The organism is Streptomyces sp. NPDC034049 (assembly GCF_055575575.1).
This window is the reverse complement of record NZ_JBVISJ010000016.1, coordinates 133875-154807: the sequence shown is the minus strand read 5'-3', so window position 1 is coordinate 154807 and position 20933 is coordinate 133875. Positions and strand designations below refer to the sequence as shown.

15 protein-coding genes and 1 pseudogene are annotated in these 20933 nt (G+C 71.3%); 8 read left to right on the top strand and 8 right to left on the bottom strand.

Translation table 11 applies throughout. The features are described from left to right. Positions 1 to 16 precede the first annotated feature (16 nt). Complete coding sequence (locus ACZ52C_RS34830) at positions 17 to 982, bottom strand: DUF1152 domain-containing protein (RefSeq protein WP_469078539.1); 966 nt, start codon at positions 980 to 982, stop codon at positions 17 to 19. 119 nt (positions 983 to 1101) lie between these two features. On the opposite strand from ACZ52C_RS34830, the gene ACZ52C_RS34825 reads away from it, so the two are divergent. After that, the gene (locus tag ACZ52C_RS34825) at positions 1102 to 1884 is read left to right on the top strand and encodes an alpha/beta fold hydrolase (protein WP_469078538.1); all 783 of its coding nucleotides are present in this window, start codon (positions 1102 to 1104) and stop codon (positions 1882 to 1884) included. Here the strand turns inward: ACZ52C_RS34825 and ACZ52C_RS34820 are convergent. The 3 genes from ACZ52C_RS34820 to ACZ52C_RS34810 all read right to left on the bottom strand — a co-directional run bounded on the left by ACZ52C_RS34820 (position 1865) and on the right by ACZ52C_RS34810 (position 6512). After that, on the bottom strand, positions 1865 to 2659 hold the full coding sequence (locus ACZ52C_RS34820) for a hypothetical protein (RefSeq protein ID WP_469078537.1): 795 nt from the start codon (positions 2657 to 2659) through the stop codon (positions 1865 to 1867). The genes ACZ52C_RS34825 and ACZ52C_RS34820 overlap by 20 nt on opposite strands. A 106-nt stretch (positions 2660 to 2765) precedes the next feature. After that, positions 2766 to 3653, bottom strand: coding sequence for a Gfo/Idh/MocA family protein (locus tag ACZ52C_RS34815; protein WP_469078536.1), 888 nt, complete (start codon positions 3651 to 3653; stop codon positions 2766 to 2768). 81 nt (positions 3654 to 3734) lie between these two features. Then, on the bottom strand, positions 3735 to 6512 hold the full coding sequence (locus ACZ52C_RS34810) for a SpoIIE family protein phosphatase (RefSeq protein WP_469078535.1): 2778 nt from the start codon (positions 6510 to 6512) through the stop codon (positions 3735 to 3737). Positions 6513 to 6841: 329 nt separating this feature from the next. On the opposite strand from ACZ52C_RS34810, the gene ACZ52C_RS34805 reads away from it, so the two are divergent. From ACZ52C_RS34805 to ACZ52C_RS34795, 3 genes and pseudogenes are all read left to right on the top strand, one after another. Further along, a complete protein-coding gene (locus ACZ52C_RS34805; RefSeq protein WP_469078534.1) occupies positions 6842 to 8938 on the top strand; it encodes a DUF1996 domain-containing protein in 2097 nt (698 codons plus the stop codon). A gap of 94 nt (positions 8939 to 9032) precedes the next feature. Next, a pseudogene (locus tag ACZ52C_RS34800) lies at positions 9033 to 9389 on the top strand (histidine kinase dimerization/phosphoacceptor domain-containing protein); the annotation flags it as partial. 406 nt (positions 9390 to 9795) lie between these two features. Further along, positions 9796 to 11310, top strand: a complete 1515-nt coding sequence (locus ACZ52C_RS34795) for a hypothetical protein (RefSeq protein WP_469078533.1) — start codon at positions 9796 to 9798, stop codon at positions 11308 to 11310. Positions 11311 to 11348: 38 nt separating this feature from the next. Here ACZ52C_RS34795 and ACZ52C_RS34790 read toward each other — a convergent pair whose 3' ends face one another. Next, entirely contained in the window at positions 11349 to 11813 is a 465-nt protein-coding gene (locus tag ACZ52C_RS34790; protein WP_469078532.1) for an SRPBCC family protein, read from the bottom strand. A 309-nt stretch (positions 11814 to 12122) separates the two neighbouring features. Between ACZ52C_RS34790 and ACZ52C_RS34785 the strand changes: the two genes are divergently transcribed. After that, a complete protein-coding gene (locus tag ACZ52C_RS34785; protein WP_469078531.1) occupies positions 12123 to 13121 on the top strand; it encodes a hypothetical protein in 999 nt (332 codons plus the stop codon). Positions 13122 to 13248: 127 nt separating this feature from the next. On the opposite strand, the gene ACZ52C_RS34780 is transcribed toward ACZ52C_RS34785, so the two are convergent. Beyond that, positions 13249 to 13614, bottom strand: a complete 366-nt coding sequence (locus ACZ52C_RS34780; RefSeq protein WP_045560188.1) for a cupin domain-containing protein — start codon at positions 13612 to 13614, stop codon at positions 13249 to 13251. A 147-nt stretch (positions 13615 to 13761) separates the two neighbouring features. On the opposite strand from ACZ52C_RS34780, the gene ACZ52C_RS34775 reads away from it, so the two are divergent. Further along, complete coding sequence (locus tag ACZ52C_RS34775) at positions 13762 to 16056, top strand: MMPL family transporter (RefSeq protein WP_469078530.1); 2295 nt, start codon at positions 13762 to 13764, stop codon at positions 16054 to 16056. A gap of 32 nt (positions 16057 to 16088) precedes the next feature. Here the strand turns inward: ACZ52C_RS34775 and ACZ52C_RS34770 are convergent, their stop codons facing one another. Next, the gene (locus ACZ52C_RS34770; RefSeq protein ID WP_469078529.1) at positions 16089 to 18368 is read right to left on the bottom strand and encodes a M4 family metallopeptidase; all 2280 of its coding nucleotides are present in this window, start codon (positions 18366 to 18368) and stop codon (positions 16089 to 16091) included. A 142-nt stretch (positions 18369 to 18510) separates the two neighbouring features. Between ACZ52C_RS34770 and ACZ52C_RS34765 the strand changes: the two genes are divergently transcribed. Then, on the top strand, positions 18511 to 18954 hold the full coding sequence (locus ACZ52C_RS34765; RefSeq protein WP_469078528.1) for a Tn3 family transposase: 444 nt from the start codon (positions 18511 to 18513) through the stop codon (positions 18952 to 18954). Between the two features lie 63 nt (positions 18955 to 19017). Here ACZ52C_RS34765 and ACZ52C_RS34760 read toward each other — a convergent pair whose 3' ends face one another. Then, a complete protein-coding gene (locus ACZ52C_RS34760; RefSeq protein WP_469078527.1) occupies positions 19018 to 19617 on the bottom strand; it encodes a TetR/AcrR family transcriptional regulator in 600 nt (199 codons plus the stop codon). 116 nt (positions 19618 to 19733) lie between these two features. Here ACZ52C_RS34760 and ACZ52C_RS34755 point away from each other — a divergent pair, with 116 nt between their 5' ends. Beyond that, positions 19734 to 20555 carry an SDR family NAD(P)-dependent oxidoreductase gene (locus ACZ52C_RS34755; RefSeq protein ID WP_469078526.1) on the top strand — a complete coding sequence of 274 codons (822 nt, stop codon included), beginning with the start codon at positions 19734 to 19736 and terminating at the stop codon, positions 20553 to 20555. Positions 20556 to 20933 lie beyond the last annotated feature (378 nt).

Sequence of the window (20933 nt, the reverse complement as noted above, 5' to 3'; positions counted from 1 at the left end):
CACCTGTTCCCCGTGGTCAGTGCGGGTAGGCACGCGGCGGACGCTGCCGGGGCAGCTCGTCCCGGAACTCCGCGACGACCGAGCTGATCTGCCGGGTGAGTTCGGTCTTCTCCAGCCGGTCGAGATACAGGTTGCGACGGGCCAGGCCCACCGCGTCCACGCAGAAGTACAGCGCCATCAGCGGGTTGACGAACAGTTCGCTGTTCCGGGTCCGCTCGGTGAACCGGACGTCGCCGAACTCACCGCGTACGGCCGCCGCGACCGAGCCGTTGACGATGCTCGGATGGGTCGGCGTGGCCCGCTGGGCGTGCGCCACCGCGTCCAGGTAGAGCGTGCCCTCGCGGCTGTCGCGGGGCAGCGAGAAGGCCCCCAGATAGGCGCCGTCGCGGTCGAGCGCGGCCAGGTTCTCCAGGACCAGCGCGTGGTTGACCCCGTGGTAGGCGTCCACGCCGAAGCCCAGGCAGGCCACCAGCCGCTCCGGCACCTCGTCGAGACCGGCGACGGCGCCCAGGCTCGCCATGTCCTCCTCCGGCGTCCCGAGGCCGTGCTCGTCGCCGCGCATCAGGATGTCGGTGCCGCCGTCCACCAGCACGACGGCGTCCACCCCGCCCAGATGGCCGATCAGCGCGCGATAGGCGGCCCGCAGGGGTGCCACACCCGTACGGGACAGCGCGTACACGGTGCTCGGCATGCCGTGCAGGTCCAGCCACTCGGCGAGGGCGCGCTCGGGGAAGTAGTCGCCCCGGAAGGCGGTGTCGGGGCCGACAGCCGCGACGTCCTGCTCCAGCCACACGTCGAGGCTCAGGCCGTACAGATCGGCGAAGGAGAGGTTGGCGAGATGGACCTCCTTGCCCGCAGACCGCAGGGCGAGGGCCAGCGGCAGCCCGGCGTAGATGTCGAAGCCGCCGCCGGCACCGGCTATGAGAACACGCCGCGCGTCGCGCAGCCGTGTGAAGAACGGGGGTTGCTGGAGGGAGAACACCGGGGGAAATTAGCAGGGTGGCGCAGGGGGTGCGCACGATTTACGCGGGCCGGGCCACCGGCTACCGTACCGGTCAGTAACCGGACCGCACCGGGCCGGACCGGACAGCAGGAGGCCCCATGCCGCAGCTCGAAGTCGACGGCGCCACGCTGACGTACGACGACGAGGGCCCCCGTGAGGGCGACGGCGTCCCCCTGGTGTTCGTCCACGGCTGGACCGCCAACCGGCACCGCTGGGACCACCAGGTCGCGCACTTCGCCGAGAAGCGGCGCGTGATCCGCCTCGACCTGCGCGGGCACGGCGACAGCGGGGGCGCCGGGGTGCGCACGATCGAGGAACTGGCCGCGGACGTGCTCGCCCTCCTCGATCATCTGGAGATCGAGCGGTTCGTCCTGGTCGGCCACTCCATGGGCGGCATGATCTCCCAGACCATCACCCTCGCCCACCCCGAGCGGGTGGAACGCCTGGTGCTGGTCAACTCCATCGGCCGCATGACCTACAGCAGGGGCCGCGGCCTGCTGATGGCGGTCTCCACCCGGGTCCCCTTCAAGCTGTTCGTCGCCGCCAACATCCAGCGCGCCTTCGCGCCCGGCTACCCGCGCGAGGAGATCCGGTCGTACATCCGCGCCTCCACGGCAACCCCGCGCGAGGTGGTGAGGACCCTGTACGGCGCCATGCGCGCCTTCGACGTCCTCGACCGCCTCGGCGAGGTCAGCACCCCCACCCTGCTCGTCCACGGCTACCACGACATCCAGCTCCCCGTCGCCCAGATGCTCCGCATGGCCAAGGCCTACCAGGACGCCGAGGTGCGGATCCTGGACGCGGGGCACGAACTCCCCGTGGAGAAGCCGGCGGAGCTGACCGCCACCCTGGACCGCTTCCTCAGCGGCTCCCGGGTCTGAGCCCGCCGCCGGCCCACGCGCCGAGACCGCCGAGCAAGCGCAGCCGCCCGAGGACCGCGCCGACGAAGGCGCGGGTCCGGGGCAGCCGGTCGATGTCCGCGGCGAGGGCCAGGGCCGCGCCCGTCCACGCGAAGCCGAAGGACCACACGGACAGCCACTCGCACAGGTAGAGAGGTGTGACCGGCCAGTCGTCGCCCACCTCGGTGACCGCCGCCACGGCGGCGAGCGCCATGAACACGAGGATCAGCACCCCGGCCACGAGATAGGGGCGCCGCGCGTACGGCCGGTCCGCGATGCCGGGCGCCCGGTACATGGAGAGGCAGAAGGCCGCCATCGCCGTCAACAGGGCGACGGCGAAGACCTGGTGGAGCACGGAGACCGTCGTCTGTCCCGCATCGCCCCCGGACCCCGGTGCCGTGGGGAAGAGGGCGACGCCGAGGGCGCAGGTGCCGGCGACGGTGCCCAGGATGTCGTTGGACCTGTCGAACCGGTAGACGATCAGGAAGATCCCGAGCGCGCACAACGCGCCGACGAACACGTCCCGGGTGCTCGTGTGGTAGGCGCCGCTCATGGAACCGGGCCAGGCGTCCGCACCGGACCGGCCGTCGAGCCGCGCCGCGATCCAGTTGCCGGCCGGCAGCGCGAGGGGGAGCAGGACACCGATGACCCCGACCCCCAGGCGCAGCCGCATGACCGTCCGCGCGTCCTGGTCCTTCGTCCGGGCCGCCGCCCCGCGCCGCGGGGGCTCGGCGGCGTCCGCGTCCGTAGCGCTCACGGGCACCTCCTCACCTGTACACGCGAGGCGAAGCCGTGCCCGCCACCGGACGATGTCCGGCACCGGTCGAACGCAAACTCGAACGTGAGCCCGCGAGTCGGACGGGTCAGCCGGTCAACTGCCCTTCCGCGGTGGCCAGCAGCTCCGTCACACGCAACGCGAACGCGGCGTCGCACGGATGCGGACGACCACTACGGGCCGCCGCCGACAGCGCGTCCCCCGCCCGCACGAGAGCCGGTACGGCCCCCTCGTCGGTCGTGGGCAGTACGGTCGTCCCGGCCCGGCCGCGCAGCTCGACCGTGGCGCCGGAGGCCGCGGGCGGGGCGGTGAGGCTGAGGGTGAGCGTGCTCGACGCCCCACCGGTGTGCAGAAGCACCAGATGCACCGTGTCCCTCGGCCCGCGCACGGCGGCGGCCACCTTCTCCACGTCCCCGAGGACCGGCAGCAGCACGGACAGGGCGTGCGGGCCCACGTCCCACAGACCGCCCTTCTCCCGCCGCCACGGCGAGTCCGCGAAGGGGCTGCCGCTCTCGTCGTCGAACAGCGACCCGAACCACTCCGCCCGGCCCGTGAACCAGTCGTCACGGGCGGCCTGTTCGGTGATCCACGCGTCGATCGCGGTCTGGAACCGGGCGGTGAAGAACACGACCGAGGCGACCCCGCTCTCCTCGACCGCCCGGACGACGGCCCGCCCCTGCTCGACGTCGGTCGACAGCGGCTTGTCGAGCAGCAGGTGACAGCCCGCCCGCGCCGCGCGCACCGCGAGCGGCGCCTGGACGGACGGCGGCAGGGCCACGGCGACCGCGTCCACGTCCGCGAACAGGGCGTCGACGTCCTTGTACACGGGCAGCCCGCCGTGCCGGCCGGCCAGTTCCTCGGCCGCCTCCGGGCGCCTGCCCCACACCCCTGCGAAGTCCAGCTCCTGGTGCGCGCTCAGCGCGGGGGCGTAGGTCATCTCGGCCCACGGTCCGGTTCCGAGCAGTCCGATACGCATGCCTCGGTCTCTCCTTGTGCGTTGGGTGCCGTGTCCTTCGGAGCCCTCGGGGTCCTCGGGGACGGGTCCTACCGACGGCCGTCAGGGCAGCGCCTGTTCGGTCCAGATCGTCTTGCCGGTGGGGGAGTAGCGGGTGCCCCAGCGCTGGGTGAGCTGGGCGATCAGATACAGGCCCCGGCCACCCTCGTCGGTCGTGGCGGCGTACCGCAGATGGGGCGAGGTGTGACTGCCGTCGGTGACCTCGCAGATCAGCTGCCGGTCGTGGATCAGACGGACCCGGATGGGGCCGCCGCCGTACCGGATGGCGTTGGTGACCAGTTCGCTGAGGATCAGCTCGGTGGTGAACTCCAGCTCCTCCAGGCCCCACTCGGCCAGCTGCCGGGTGGCGTCGGAGCGCGCCCGGCGGACCGCGGCCGGGTCGCCGGGCACCTCCCACTCGACGACCCGGCCCGTGTCCAGCGCCCGGGTGCGGGCGACGATCAGCGCGATGTCGTCGCTCGCCCGGCTCGGCGGCAGCGCGTCGAGGACGGCCTCGCAGGTGCCCTGCGGTGAGGTGTCGGCGCCCGTCAGCGCGGTGCGCAGCAGTTCGAGTCCGTCGTCGATGTCCCGCTCCCGGTCCTCGACGAGACCGTCGGTGTACAGCACGATGCGGCTGCCCTCGGCGAGGTCCAGCTCGGCCGTCTCGAAGGGCAGTCCGCCGAGACCGAGCGGCGGACCGGCCGGCACCTCGGGGAAGTCGACCGTGCCGTCGGGCCGGGCCACCGCGAGCGGCGGATGGCCGGCGCGGGCGACGGTGCAGCGCCGCGAGACCGGGTCGTAGATCGCGTACAGGCATGTCGCCCCGGTGATCGGGGCGTTGCCGTCGAGGACCGCCTCGTCCTGGTCGATCCGGCTGACCATCTCGTCCAGCAGTCCCAGGATCTCGTCCGGCGGCAGGTCCAGCGCGGTGAAGTTGTGGACCGCCGTGCGCAGCCGGCCCATCGTGGCCGCCGCGTGCAGACCGTGACCGACCACGTCGCCCACGACGACGGCGACCCGGGTGCCGGACAGCGGCAGGACGTCGAACCAGTCGCCGCCCACCCCGGCCTGCGCGGGGAGATAGCGGTAGGCGACGTCCAGGGCGCTCTGCTCGGGCAGATGGCGCGGCAACAGGCTGCGTTGCAGTGTCTCGGCCATCGTGTGCTCGCGGGTGTAGCGGCGCGCGTTGTCGATGGAGACCGCCGCGCGGGCCACCAGCTCCTCGGCGAGCGCCAGCTCCTCCTGGTCGAACGGCTCGGGCTTCTCCGAACGCCAGAAGTTGGCGACCCCCATCACCAGCTGACCCACCCGCAACGGCACGGTGATCAGCGAGTGGATGCCGTACTCGACGACCTGGGCGGACCGTTCGAGGTCCTGGGCCCGCCAGCCGGGCGCCCGGCTGAGGTCGGCCACGAGGGTCGAGCTGCCGCTGTCGATACTGCGGGCCTGCGGCGAGGAGGGGACCAGGTCGATCCGCTCGCCCACCTTGTACAGCGGCGCGTCCTCGCGGATCCCGCTGCACGCCGTACGGCGCAGTGTGGTGGCCGTCTCGGGCTCGTCGCCGCTGAGCGCCGCCGGGGCCAGGTCCACGGTGACGAAGTCCGCGAACCGGGGGACCGCCACCTCCGCCAGTTCCTCGGCGGTACGGGTCACGTCCAGGCCGGTGCCCACGCCCACCCCGGCGTCGTAGAGCAGCCTCAGCCGCTCCCGGGCGGCCTCCGCGCGGCCCGAGAGGGCGCGCAGCTCCGTGGAGTCGCGGAGCGTGGCGACACTGCCGGAGGGCGCGCCCTGGAGATCGGTGGGCCGCTGGTTGACCGCCAGCAACCGGTCGCCCACCAGGTGCACCTCGTCGTTGGCGACCCGGCCCGAGGACAGCAGGTCCGCCATGGGCGCTTCGAGGCCCAGGGAGTGGACGTCCCGCCCCTCGGCGTCCGCGGGCAGGTCCAGCAGCCGGTGCGCCTCGTCGTTGGCGAGCAGCAGCCGGCCCCCGCCGCCGACGATGATCACGCCCTCCCGTACGGCGTGCAGCACCGCGTCGTGGTGCTCGTACATGCGGGTCATCTCCGACGGGCCGAGCCCGTGGGTCTGCCGCAGCAGCCGCTTGCTGACCAGCGCCGTGCCCGCCGTGGCGAGGGCGAGGGCCGCCGCCGCGGCGGCCAGCACGAGAGGCAACTGCTGCTCGGCGACCCCGCCCACGTTCTCGGTGGTGATCCCGGCCGACACCAGGCCCACCACCTTGCCGTCGGGATCCTTGACCGGCACCACGGCCTGGACCAGCGGGCCGAGGGTGCCGTTCACCTCCTCGGTGAAGGACTCGCCCTTCAGCGCGGGCTCGATGGTGCCGACGAACTTCTTGCCGATGCGGTCCGGCTTCGGATGGGTGTAGCGGATCCCGTCGGTGCTCATCACGACGATGAAGTCCACCTGGGACTGCACCCGGGCGGCCTCGGCCCGCGGCTGGAGCACCTCCGTCGGATCGGGGGCGCTCAGCGCCTCCCGGGTCCCCGGCGCGTTGGCGAAGGTCTCCGCCACGGCGAGTGAACGGTTGTGCGCCTCCTTGGAGCTGTCGTGCCGCACCTGGAGGACCAGCGCCACCACGGCCGACACGACCAGTACCAGCACGATCACGACCTGAAGCAGGAACACCTGCCCGGCGACACTGCGCCCGCTCAGCGCCGCGCGCAGCCCCGAAAGCGGGCCCCAGCCGTGCCCCGGCTCCCGACTTGCGCCGCCGTCCGATCCGTGCGGCACCCGCCGGGCACGGTCGTCCCGGCCCTGCGCAGGCCGGCTCTGGGGACGGCGGGTCGACTGAGAGCGAGATCGACCCAGGAGACGGACCATGTGCCCATGTCTACACTGCCCCGCGCCCAGAGGCGAGAGGGGGTCGTGCGCGGTCCCGGCCGAGGCCGTCGGCGGCTCGGCCGCGAGAGCGCTTGCTACCGCTTTGACCATGTGTGATGCCCTGCTACCTGTCGGATTCCTGTGAATCTGCGAGACGTTTGAACACATCGGGGTCCGGATCCGTATAAGGCTGGGGTTTTTTATGCCCGGACCCGGCCACGACGTTGTAGGAGCTATCCGTGGGACGCACCACCAGGCGCAGACGCCCATCCGGAGCACGGCGCGCGACTTCCGCCGCGATCGCGCTGATCTTGGGCGGAGGCGGTCTCGTGGCCGTCAATGTCTACGCGTCGGCCACCGAGCACGGTGCGCCCGACGACTGGGTCGAACAGGTCGGCTCCGCGGCCGGCACGATCGACTGCCCGGACGTCGGCAGCGGGCTCACGGAGGTGCCCGAGGGGGCACGGGAGGGCGTCGACAGGGAACTCGCCGCCCTGGACCAGCAGATAGCCGAGGCCTACCAGCGGCTGCAGAACTCCGGCCGGGCCCAGCAGCAGGACGGCGGCTTCGCCGAGGACGCGATCATGAACCCGCTCGAGGAGAAGCGGGCGGCCACGATCGAGCGGATCGCGATCGCCATCGACCGCGTGGGGGACCGCCCCGAGGGGCTCGACTCCCTCGCCGCCTGTGAACTGCGTCCCGCCGAGAACCAGAACGCCGGTCAGGACGGCGGTCCGAACGGCGGAGAGCAGAACGGCGACGGCCAGAACGGCGACGGCCAGAACGACGACGGTCAGAACGGCGACGGCCAGAACGGCGACGGCCAGAACGACGACGGTCAGAACGGCGACGGCGACCAGAACCAGGGAGACCAGGACGGCCAGGGCGAGCAGCAGGGCGGTCAGGGGCAGCAGGGCAACGGCGGGCAGGCCGGCAACGGGCCGGTGGCCGCGGACTACGCCGACATCAGGTCCGTCCAGCCGAACGCCGGGAACCGGGGCGGGGGGAACGGCTCCACCGGGTCCTTCAGCACCGATTGCGGGGTGAACGCCAATGGCGTGTTCAACTCCGACAACGTCATCGTCGCCCCCGGTGTCTCCAACGGCGCCCACCACTTCCACGACTACGTCGGCAACCAGGGCAACAGCGCGTTCGCCAGTGACGAGGACCTCGCCGCCGCCGACACCAGCTGTGAGAACCAGGGCGACAGGTCGTCGTACTTCTGGCCCGTGATCCGACTGCAGAACGGCACCGCCGAGCAGGACGCCGACTCGCCCGGCGGCGGCATCGAGGGCAACGCCGGCGAGATCGTGACGCCCAAGGACGTCACGATGACCTTCGTCGGCAGCCCGCGGGGCGAGGTCGTGGAGATGCCGCGGCTGCTGCGCATCATCACCGGTGACGCCAAGGCCTTCGTCAACGGCCCGGTCAACGCCAACGCGTCCTGGAGCTGCACCGGCTTCGAGGACCGGCAGTTGAAGGACAAGTACCCGCTGTGCCCCTCCGGCAGCGACGTCGTCCGCACGTTCAAGTTCCAGAGCTGCTGGGACGGCCGCAACATCGACAGCGCCAACCACCGCACCCACGTGGCCTTCGCCGCGGCGGACGGCGGCTGCGCGGCCGGGTTCAAGGCCATCCCGCAGCTGGTCCAGCGCATCGTCTACGACGTCGACGCCCCGAGCCTCCAGGACGGCGGCCGTACGACGCCGCTGTTCGCCGTGGACTCCTTCCCCGAGCAGCTCCACAAGCCCGGCACCGACCACGGCGACTTCATCAACGTCTTCGACGAGGACCTGATGCGGGCGATGGTGGACTGCATCAACGACGGGCGCGAGTGCGACGCGGCGGACCTCGGCGGCGACCAGGGCAATGGCGGCGGCGGCCAGGGTGACGACCAGGGGCAGGACCCGGGCCAGGGTCAGGGTGACGGTCAGGGACAAGACGATGGCCAGGGCCAGGGCCAGGGCCAGGGCCAGGAGCAGCCGGGCAACGGTCAAGGCGATGGCGGTGACCAGGATCAGGACGAGAACGCGGCCGAGCCCACCGAGACCGCCCAGGCACCCGGCGGCGGGGACGACCAGGGCGACCAGGTCGACGAAACGGACAAGGGCGGTGACAAGGAACCCCAGGTTCTGGGCTCGGTGAAGGCGACCCAGCGCGGCAACCCCGCCGACTCCGCAGCTGACGCCGACGGGGGCAAGGACGTGAACGGCACCGGCACCGGCGACGACGCGAACGCGGCCCCCGGGCAGACACCCGCGGCGAACGTGCCGTCGGCCGCCGGGCAGCCCGGCGCACAGGGGTCCGGCTCGGCGAGCGGCAGCCTCGCCGAGACCGGTTCGCAGCTGTGGCCCGCGATGATCGGCGGCGTGGCCGTGCTCGCCGGTGTCGTACTGCTGCGCCGGGTCAGGCGCGGGAACCACTGACCCCTACGCCGACCGGATGCGATGTCCATGCTCCGCCAACCTTGTCAGCCTGAGCGGGACTTGCTCCTGCATCAGCTGACGGGGCGGGCGGAGCATGGCGGCGCGCGGTCCGCTCGCCGGGTACGTGGTGGGCACGGCGGGGCTCGTCGGCGAGGCCCTGTGGGTGGGCCCATGGGCCCCGGCCAGTGGACGCCGGTCGCGAACCTCATCGGCGTCCACTCGCTGGGCCTGTACGCGATTCCTCGCAGGGCCGTGCTCGGGGCGCTCCTCGTGCCGCCCGGGGTGCCGGCCCACGGCCCGCCGCAGGGAGACGGAGGAACTGCGGCGGTCGCTGCGCCGCGAGACGGTCGTCGCCGAACGGGTGCGCATCGCGCGGGAGTCGCACGACGTCGTCGGCCACTCGGTGAACGCCATGCTGGTGCAGGCCGGCGCGGGACGCATGGTGCTCGACGGGGACCCCGAGTGTCCTCACGACCGGTACGGCGGCTGCCGTGATCCTCGCCCGGGCGTCCCCCGCCCGCCGCGCCGCCGATCCCGCCCCGGCGGCGGGGAATCCGTCGCCCGCCGGGCGAACCGGAAGCTGACCCGGGTGCGTCAACCAGCTGTGAGGCCTGTACGTTGCACGCACCGACCGGCGGTGCGACCGATGCTTTCGCGCCACCTCTCGGGCGGTGGTCACGAAGTGAAATCGATCTCCGCCTGCGCCCGAGAATCACCTGTCGCGGCATCTAGTTTCGGCCGTACACTGACAATTCGTAAGCATGCGGGTGGAGTTGACGGGGGGATCCGAGATGTCCGGGGATCAGTACGGTGTAAGAGACCAGGACGGGTGGAGTCACAGCTACGTCGTGCCGCCGATGCCGTCGGCACCACCCCCCGGCCCCGCGGACGGCTGGCGGGCCGTCGGGGTGGGCCTGCTGAACCTCAGCGGACTGGGGCTCGGCTACGCGCTGATGCGCCGCCCGCTCCTGACGCTGCTGTGCTGGGCCGCCACCGGCCTGCTGCTCTTCTCGGTCCTGCCGGCCGACCCTGACGGCGTCTCGGGCACCACCCTCACCGTCTACGTCCTCTTCCTCCTCCTCGCCGCGGCCCACGGCGCCTTCCTCGGCCTGCGCAACCGCCTGGTGTGGCCCGCGAAGTCCCCGCTCGCCATCGCGCTCGGCGTCCTCCTCCTGGCCGTACCGGTCGCGGGCGGTCTGCTGTACGAGACCGCGCGGAAGGAAGCCGTCGAGGAGATGCTCCTGGACCGGCTGGAGAAGGCCGACGCACTCGTGGACAAGGCCTCGGGGGAGTCCTTCTCGACGACCCAGTCCGAGTACCGCAGGGCGCTCTCCGCCTACGACGACCTCAGCACCGACCACCCCGACTCCCGGGCCGCCGAGAAGGTCCCGGACCGGCTGAAGACCTTCTACACGACGGTCGGCGCCCCCTACGAGGAGCAGCGGTACTGCGACGCGGTCGCTCCCCTCGAATACCTGCGGACGGTCCCGAAGACCGTGAGCGAGCAGGACCTCGGCTCGCTGGCGGCCTGGCCCGACGACCGTCTCGCCACCTCGCTGTACGAGTGCGCCTCGGAGAGCCTGGCGGGCAACACCGAGGGCTGGCAGGACCAGTTCAGCGACCTCCTCACCACGTTCCCCGACTCCGACCAGGCGGCGAAGGTCGAACCCGACGTCGAGGCGGCCGTCGACAAGGCGGTCAAGGCCGTCGGCGGCGACGACCCGTGCACCGCCGTGGACCGGCTGGAGACGCTCGGCTCCCAGGTCAAGGCGTTGCCGGGAGAGAAGGCCGGGGTGGCCGACGCCCTCGCCGCCGCATCGAAGAAGGCCGAGGACTCCGCCTCCGCCGGGGTCTACACCTGCGGTGTGGACCAGTACAAGGACGGCGAGTTCGCCGAGGCGGTGACGTCGATGAACGACTTCGTCGACGCCAACAAGAAGCACAAGAACGCGCCGCGCGCCAAGAAGATAGCGATCGCCGCCGAGATCGCGCAGGAGGTCCCCGCCGCGGGCAAGAAGCTGCCCACCACCCGGACCGGCGGCAGCATCTCCGTCACGGTCAAGAACGACAGCCCCGACGAGATCCAGGTCATGTACACCGGCCCGGTGACCGGCACCTTCACCCTCAAGGGATGCGGCACCTGCACCAGCTACGCCTGGAGCAGCACCCTGGTCTCCACCTTCAAGCCGTGCAGCGGCAACGACAAGTACCCGCAGCGCACGATCAGCCTGCCGGTCGGCACCACGTACTTCCTGCACAAGCCGAAGGGCGACAACGCCTCCAGCGCCGCCTCCGACACGGCCAAGCTGGAGTCCGGCTACATCTACACGGAGTGCGCCTATGTGACCTCGGGCTACGGACTGAACTCCTGACGGGCGCCCGGCCACGGTGACCGGAGGGCCGCGGGGGCTCAGCCCCTGCGGCCCTCCACCCACCCGGCGACCTCGTCCAGGTCCTTCGCGATGGCCTTGCGCACGGCTCGAGCACCCACCGGACCCATGACCCGGGCGAGCAGACCCGCGACGGAGCCGGTCGGCCGGGCGGAGAACGTCATCAGGATCGTCGTCGACCCCGGCCCGTCGGCCCGCAGCACCCACTCCGAGACATAGCGGGAGCCGTGCGACTCGGCCTCCACCACATAGCGCTCGGGCGGCTCGCTGACGGTCACCCACATCTCCTCGGTGGCGTCCTTGCCGAACATCCGACGGGTCTCCCGCCACCGCGTGCCCACTCCGAAGCCCCCGTCCGTGAGGACCTCGACCCTCGTGACACCGCTGAGCATCCGATCCATGCCGCCGAGGTCCGTCAGGGCCTCCCACACCCGGCCCTGGGAAGCGGCCACCCGTCGCTCGACGACGACACTTCTGCTGGTCATGCCTCCCATGAAAGCACCGGGCGCGGGCGCCCGCCCCAGGACGACCGCCGTGCCGGGACCCGCCCCGGCCGGGGCGCCAGGTTCCGTAACCAGGGTGCGTAGTTCTACGGACGACCGCGCCGGAGGGCTTCTGCGAGGCTCGGATCTTCAGGTGCGGCCGGGACCGGCGAGGCCGCATGGAGGGGATCCGGCCGTGGGTATCCCTCCTCCACGCCTTCGACCACGCCGTCACGCCACCCCGCCCCGCGGACCCGCGGGGCGATCCGGCTCCGCCGCCGCACCCCGTCCGCCACGACCGAGGAGACCCCGATGACCGAACGCCCCGAGGGTGCGCCGGCCCAGCCACAGCCGCAGGACCAGCCGTCCGCGTCCCCGTCGGTGCCCCCGCCCGGGCAGGCCCCGCCACAGACACCCACCCAGGCCGAGATACCCGCCCAGCCGGCCCAGGCCCAGCCGCACGCCCCCACGCAGGCGGCCGTGCCGAGCGCCTACCCGTACCCGAATCCGCAGTCCCCGGCCCCGAACCCCCAGCCCCCGGTCGGCTACGGCCCTCCGGCCGCCCCCGTGACCACCCAGGCCAACCCCTACGGGCAGCCGCCGGGTGGTTACCCGCCCGGTGGCTACCCGCCGGGCGGCTATCCGCCCCTCGGGGCACCGCCCGCCAAGGGGGCCGGCGGACGCGCCGTGCTGTGGGCGCTGGTCGGCGCGGCGGTGGCCTCGGCCGCCTGGGCGGGCGGGGTGTTCCTGCTCGGCAAGGGCGATGCCGAGGCCGACCTGCGCGGCTACCGGGCCAAGTCGGACATCTGCCCGTCGGTGGACTACTCGTCCTTCAAGACCGAGTACCCGGAGGAGGACGACGCCCCCGTCAACAACTCCCTGAAGCACGCGGCCCTCGACCAGAGCTACTGCAGCATCTCCCTCAAGGAATCCTCGTCGTCCACCCTGTCGGACGCGTACTTCTCGGTCCAGATGGACCTGCACAAGAAGACCGACCCCGGCCCCGAGTTCACCGCCCTGTGGTCCGAGTACGACCAGCGCTACGACGACTACGAGGTCGAGAAGCTCGACGGCTTCGGGGACGAGGCGTACCTCATCACCGAGGACACCACCTCGGGCGACGACACCAGCGGCAGCCGGTCGGCCACCCTCGCGGTGCGCGACGGCTGGATGACGTACGAGATGCGGTGGAGCGCCTACGGCTCCAGCTACGACAGCGTGACCATGCCGGACGTGGACGACGTCGTGGACTGGCTCAAGAACGACACGAACGCGACCCTCGACAACCTGCGGGAGTCCGACGGTATCTAGGGCGGGCGAGGCGCGGTCCGACAGGTGTGCGGGTGTGCGGCTGCGCGGGTGAGCCCGCGCGGCGGGCGTGGACGGAGGCGGGGCACGGCACGCCCCGCCTCCGCTCCCTCTCGCACCCGGAATCGGCTCAGTCGCCCTTCGCCTTCGCGTAGTCCTTGGCCATCTGGCCGGCGAAGTCGTACAGCACGCACTGCTCGTCGCCCACGACCCACGCGTCGTGCCCCGGCGGACACACGAAGGTGTCGCCCGGTCCGACCTCGCCTTCACCACCGTCGTCCATCCGGATCTGCATACGGCCCTGGACCACATACCCGTTGTGGTGGACCTGGCAGCTCTCCGTGCCCGCGATGGGGCCGACGGACTCCGACCAGCGCCAGCCCGGCTCGAAGACGGCCACGGCGAAGTCGAGCCCGGTGAGGTGCACGGCCTCGAGGTGGCCCCGAGGGAAGTCGCGCCGCTCGTCCGGCTTCTCGACCGACTTGATCTCCAGCATGACGGCTCCTTCCGTTCCGTCCCACCCCCCTCATCGTCCGCCCGTCAAGCCGGGGCCGCCAACCGGGGGAGCGTCTCTCTCCTGAGGTGCCGGGCCCCCGGGAGCGGCGTGTAATGAGGGCCGGAGATCGCTTCCGTGGGAGAGACGATGCGCTCACGCCGTACCGCTGGGAAGGGCGAGACCGAGGACGCCGGGGGCCCGCTGCGGCGACTCGGGGAGTGGTGCGCCCGGCACTTCGTGATCGTGATCGTGGCCTGGCTGGTCGCCCTCGCGGCCGTGCAGGTACTGAACCGGTCCTACGGCGGAGACTACTCCGACAACTTCTCCCTCCCGGGCGTGCAGTCCCAGAAGGGCCTGGACGTGCTGAAAAAGCACGACCCGGCGGCCGGCGGCTACGGCAGCCAGATCGTCCTGCACGACGCGGACAAGGCCCTCACCTCGCTCGGCTCCCAGATGTCGCAGACGGTCGACGACCTGCAGAGACTGCCGCACGTGCTGTCGGTGCAGAACCCGCTGACCGCGCCCTCCGGCCAGTCGTCGCAGTCGTCGGGGCAGTCGCAGCAGCCGAACGTCGGCCCCCTGTCCTCCGACCAGAAGACGGCGTACATCACGATCCGCTTCGACGTGCAGCCCTCGACCCTCGGGGACGGCTATCTCGACGGCGTGGACGACTCGGTCCAGCCGCTGCGCTCCGCGGGCGCCGACGTCGAGTACGGCGGACCGCTCGGCGAACTGGCCCGTCCCGCCGCCGACGACCGGGTGAGCGAGCTGATCGGCTTCGCGGTCGCGATCGTCGTCCTGCTGATCGGCTTCGGCAGTGTCATTGCCGCCGGACTCCCCCTGGTGACCGCGCTGCTGAGCGTCGTCGGCGGACTCGCCTGTCTCGGTCTGCTGGCCGCCGCGTTCACCTTCGCGACCGTCTCACCGACCCTGGCGACGATGATCGGGCTCGGCGTCGGCATCGACTATGCCCTGTTCCTGATCACCCGTCACCGGCAGAACCTCATGGACGGCGACGACCCGGTACGGGCGGCGGGCCGCGCCGCCTCGACCAGTGGCCACGCCGTCCTCGTCTCCGGCTGCACGGTGGTCGTCGCCCTCGCCGGGCTGTACGCGTCCGGGGTGAGCTTCATCGGCAAGCTCGGGCTCGCCGCCGCCGTGACCGTCGTCTCCGCGATCATCGGCGCGCTCACGCTGGTCCCGGCCCTGCTCGGTCTCATCGGCCGGCGCATCGACCGCTATCACCTCCGCAAGCCCGTCGCCGAGACCGGCGCGGAGACGGGTGAGGAGATCACCGGCACCTGGCACCGTTACGCCCAACGTGTGGAGCACCATCCGTGGCGGTTCCTGGCGGCCGGTGTCACGGCCGTCGCGATCCTCGCCATCCCCCTCTTCTCCATCCAGCTCGGCCACATCGGCGACGGCGCCGACCCCACCTCCTTCACCGACCGCCGCGCCTACGACCTGATGACGGACGCCTTCGGGCCGGGCTCCAACGGTCCGCTCACGGTCGTCATCGACCAGACCTCGGTGCCGTCCTCGGACCGTCAGAGCCTGCAGAGCACCGCGCAGAAGAACCTGGACGCGGTGGAGGGGGCCCACGCGGTCACCCCGCTGACCCCCACCCAGGACGGGGACGTCCTGGTCGGCACGGTCTACTCCGAGAAGTCCCCGCAGAGCGCCGACACCACGGACCTGACCAACCGTCTCGTCGACGACACCCTTCCCGCCTCGGTCTCCGGGACCGCGGCCGAGGGGTACGTCACCGGGACCACGGCCTCCCAGGTCGACTTCCGTGACATCGTGGCGAGCCGGCTGCCCGTCATCATCGCCGTGGTGGTCGCCCTCGCCTTCCTGATCATCCTCGCCGTCTTCCGCGGCCTCCTGGTCGCGGTGAAGGCCGCGGTCCTCAACGTGCTCTCGATCGCGGCCTCCTACGGCGTCGTCGTCGCCGTCTTCCAGTGGGGCTGGGGCGGGCCCGCCCTGGGCGTCAACGGCAAGGTGCCCATCGAGAGCTACGTCCCGATGATGATGTTCGCCATCATCTTCGGCCTCAGCATGGACTACGAGATCTTCCTGCTCTCCCGCGTCCACGAGGCATGGACGCGCACCGGCGACGCCCGCGCCTCCGTGGCCCACGCGCTGGAGATCACCGCCCGGGTCATCACCTGCGCCGCCCTGATCATGGTCAGTGTCTTCGCCGCGTTCATCGTCAGCGACAACATCGTGGTCAAGATGCTGGGGCTGGGGCTCGCCGTCAGCGTCCTCATCGACGCCACGGTCGTCCGCCTGCTCATGGTGCCCGCGGTGATGACCCTGCTGGGCCGCCACGCCTGGTGGACCCCGCACTGGCTGGACAAGGTGATGCCGCACATCGACGCGGAGGGGGACACGGCGAAGCGGCCGGTCCCGACGGGGAGGGACCGACCGCTCGGCAGCTGACCCGCTTCAGCGGGAGGAGAGTTGACGGTTCGTCAGAACGTCAGCTTCCAGCTGTTGATGTAGCCGGTGTCGAGGCTGGCGACGTCCTGCACCCGCAGCTTCCAGGTGCCGGCGGCCGTCTCCGAGGAGGCGTCCACCGCGTACGTCGCGATCACGTCGTCCGCCGAGTCGGCGGACGAGGAGTTCTTCAGCCGGTACGCCGTGCCGTCCGGGGCCACGAGGTCCACGACCAGGTCACCGCGCCAGGTGTGGACGATGTTCACGTCCACGGTGAGCGTGCTGGGCGCCGCTCCGGCCCGGTTGACGTTGATCGGGGACTCCACGGTGGAGTTGTCGGGGATCTGGTAGTCGGCGGTGTTCTCGAACACCGACTGGTTCCCCTCCTCGTCCACGCGCCAGGCGAAGCTCGCCGTGCCGGTCTCGCCGGCCGCGTCCGTCACGGTGACCGTCACCGTCGAGGTGCCGGCCGCGGTCGGGCTGCCGGAGATCCGGCCCGTGGCGGCGTCGAGGGACAGCCCGGCCGGCAGCCCGGTGGCCGCGTACGACAGGGCGCCGGGGTTGGTGGAGGACGCCTGGACGTCGAGCGTGACCGACTGGCCGACCAGGGAGTACTGGGCGGCCGGCGGGACGACCGTCACGCCGTCGAGGATCCGCGAGCCGACGTTGATCGCGGCCCAGGCGTTGGCGGTGTCGTTGTAGGTCACCGAGCCGAGCCCGTACAGGTCGGCGGCGGCCTGGAGGGTGGCGGTGCGGGCGCCCGCGTAGTTGGTCGTGGACGTCATGTACGTGGTGAGCGCCCGGAACCAGATCTTCTCGGCCGCGTCCCGGCCTATCGGGGTCACCGGCAGCCCGTCGAAGGTCGGCGAGTCGTAGGAGACACCGTTGACGACCTTGGCGCCGCTGCCCTCGGAGGCCAGGTAGTACCAGTGGTTGGCCGGGCCCGAGGAGTAGTGGACGTCGACGTTGCCGAGCGTGGAGGACCAGTAGTCGCGCGAGGAGCCGTCCTTGCTGGGCTTGTCCATGTACCGCAGTGGCGTGCCGTCGCCGTTGATGTCGATCTTCTCGCCGACGAGGTAGTCCCCGACGTCGTCGGAGTTGCCCGCGGCGAACTCCACGGCGGCGGCGAAGATGTCTGAGGTCGCCTCGTTCAACCCGCCCGACTCACCGCTGTAGTTGAGGCCCGCGGTGACCGAGGTCAAACCGTGGGTCATCTCGTGCGCGGCCACGTCGATGGAGGTGAGCGGGTTGGCGTTGCCCGACCCGTCGCCGTACGTCATGCAGAAGCAGGAGTCCTGCCAGAACGCGTTGACGTAGTTGTTGCCGTAGTGCACCCGGCTGTACGGCGCGACGCCGTCGTTGCGCAGACCGTTGCGGCCGTGCACGTTCTTGTAGTAGTCCCAGGTCAGCGCGGCGCCGTAGTGGGCGTCCGCGCCAGCCGTCTCCAGGTCGGCGGTGGTGCCGTCGCCCCAGACGTCGTCGGCGCCGCTGAACAGCGTGCCGGTGCCGGAGGAGCCCCGGTTCAGGTTGTACGTGCGGTGGTTGCCGCGGTCCGCGTCGGTCAGCGTGTACGACGAACCGGACTGGCTGGTGCCGAGGGTGACCGTGCCGCTGTAGCGGGTGTTGCCCGTGCCGGTGTGCACGGCCTCGTACTCGTACAGCTTCTTCCCGGTCTGCGCGTCGGTGACGACGTGCAACTCGCTGGGCGTGTCGTCGTGCTGGAAGCCGCTGACGACGGTCTCGTAGGCGAGGGTCGGCGTGCCCTTCGCGGCCCAGACGACCTTGCGGCTGCTGTCCGGAGCGGTCTTGGTGGACCCCTCCTCCTTCGCCGCCTTGAGCGCCTGCTTCTCGGCGGTGGCCCGGCTGACCTCGGGACTGAGGTCCGACACCTTCAACTCGGGCTTGTAGGCCCGGGTGACGCTCTCGACCGCACCGGACTTGGCGGCGTGGACGACCAGGTCGCCGCCGAGCACGGGCAGACCGGCGTAGGTGCGCTCGTAGCGGGTGTGCACGGTGCCGTCGGCGTCCTTGACGACGTCGCGGACCCGCAACTCCTCCTGGCTGCCGAGGTCCAGGCGGTCCGCGGTCCGGTCCGTGGCCTTCTCGGCCTGCCGGACGAGGGTTGCCCGCTGGGCGGGGGTGAGCTGGGCGGGGAGTGCCCCGCGGTCCGCCCGGGCCGCCGCGGGACGGACGGTGCCTTCGCCGCCGTCACCACGCGCGATCGCGGGGGCGCCCGGGACGGCGACGGCGAGTACCGCCGCCGCGACCACGAGGGCGGCTGTGGCCGTGGTGCGTCTGTGGGGGGTGGATCTCACGCGAACTCCTTTGCTGCGGCCGCGTGGACGAGCGGCCGTACGAAGGACCCGGTGCACGGGTCGAGGCACCGGGTGGTGCAGGGAGTGCTGCGATGCGGATGCGCGTGCCCCGCCGTGCGACGGAGTGTGCACAGAGTGACAGATGTGGAGCTGTTGTGTCAGGGGCACAACAAGTGTTTGGCCGGAAAGTGATCGATCAACGAACGCCTCGGCGCGGTCGAGGCCGGCGCCGAGGAATGGAGGACCAACTCGGCGCGCTCGGCCTGGTTCTGGACGCCCTCGCGCTCTTCACAGCCGCTGCATCGGCGACGCCGCCGTCGAGCAACTCTCGGCCGACGGCTTCCCCGTGACCGACGAACTGCTCGCCCGGCTCTCCCCACTCCAGTACGACCACATCGGCTTCCTCGGCCGCTATGCCTTCACCCGCCCGCCGGCGCCGGGCCCGCGGCAGCTGCGCGACCCGCAGACGGACGACGAGACGGACGACGAGACGGACGATGCCGAGGGCGGAGAGCCGCAGGCCTGCGCGATCGAAAGCGGTCCGGTCCCGGAGTCACCATCTACGTCTCCGCGCTGGAACGCTTGATGACGGGCGCTCAGGGGGCAGGAGCCGACCGGGCCGAGCTTTGCGGTTGTGGATTCGCTCTGCTCAGGGGCCGAAAGCTCTGAGAGTCGCGTCGACAAGTGAGTCGGCGTATGCGGCGGTCAGCGGACCGCTGCGGTGCAGCCACCGCTGGAAGAGGGGGGCGTAGAGCACTTCGAGGGCCAGGTCGAGGTCGGCGTCGGCGTCGAGCTGGCCGGCCTTCTGGGCGCTGCGCAAGCGCGCCCTCTTCGCCTCTTCCAGCGGCTGGGCCAGCTTCTCCCGGTACTCGGCCGCCAGCGCGGCATCGTTGACGATCTCGGTGTTGAGGGCCCGGATCAGCCTGTCGAAGGACGGGTCGGCGAACTCCTCCGCCGTGGCACGCATGACGAGCTTGAGGTCGGCCTCGAGGTCGCCCGTGTCCGGCAGCGTGACCGACTGCCCGTCCGCATCCTCACTCAGAGCCAGAAGGGCGGCGAAGACGACCGCGCTCTTCGACGGCCACCGCCGATAGATCGTCTGCTTGCCGACGCCGGCACGGGCAGCGATGGCTTCGATCGTGACCTTCTCGTACGCCTCCTCTGCGACCAGGGCGCGGGTGGCCGCGAGGATTGCCTGCCGGGACCGTTCCTTGCGCCGGGAGTGGTCCGGCCCCTTCTCGTTGGACATGCGGCCAGCCTAACCCGTAAACGAAACGAGACGATCCGTGTTGAAAGAACCCGGGGCGTGCCCTAGGCTGAAAAGGAATCGAAACGAACCGTTTCGTTTACTGAGAGTGAGGGACTGTGACGAACGCAAGAGTCTGGCTCATCACCGGCGCGTCCCGGGGCCTGGGCAGGGCTTTCGCCGAGGCCGCCTTGGCGGGCGGCGACCGCGTGGTGGCTGCCGCCCGCAACGTCGAGCCTCTGGAGGAACTGACCGAGAAATACCCCGACTGTCTGGTCCCGCTCGCCTTGGATGTCACCGACCGCCGGGCCGTGTTCGACGGGGTGGAGCGGGCGGCAGCTGCGTTCGGCAGGCTGGACGTCGTCGTCAACAACGCCGGCGGGATGCTCTACGGGATGGTGGAGGAAGCCACGGAGGAGCAGATCCGGGCACATATGGATGTGAACTTCTTCGGCGCTGTGTGGGTGGCTCAGGCGGTCCTTCCCCACTTACGCGCCCAAGGCGGGGGACGGCTCCTCCAGGTCACCTCGATGGGTAGCGGCGGTGGCATGGCCACCGTCGGCTTCTACGGCGCAGGCAAGGCCGCGCTGGACTCGGTCAGCGAGGCACTGGCGATGGAGGTCGAGGGGTTCGGCATCAAGGTCACCATCGTGCAGATGGGCGGCTATGACACCGGCCTGTTCACCACCGGCACCACGACCACCGAGCCCCTGACGGAGTATCAGCCCCTGCGCACCGAGATGGAGGCGATGTGGGGCGATGCCATCCCCCCGGAGCCCGGCACGGCTGCTCCGGTCATCATGGAGCTGGCCGCACTGCCGGACCCGCCCCGACGGCTGATCGTCGGCAGCCAGTCCTTCGATCACGTCCTGGAGATGGACCAGGCCCAAGCGGATCTGTACCGGTCCTGGGAGCACCTCAGCCGTGTCGCCCCGGGCTGACCCTGCCCCGCGCCACGACATTTCCGTCCCCGTCCCGCTGCTCAGTCGCGGGGATGGGCGTGCGCCGAGAAACGCGCCGTACCGGCAAAATCCGCCGGAGTCGACCGTAGGGTGGGCGGCCTCGCCGGTCCGGGAGATGCTGTGCGGCCACGCAGGATTCGAACGCCTACGCAAACATGTCCTGCTGGCTTGACCGGGCGTCATCAAGGCCTCGCCGCCCGGTCCACGCCCACCGGCGGGACGTCACCGAGTCCCATGACCGCCCCGGCCCAGTGCCGGGGCGGTCAACGCCCTCTACGCCGGCCTCCTGAACAGCGGTAATGCGCTGACCGCTTGAGCTCGCCATCGTTTGACGAGAGGCTGCACGACCGTCCCGTC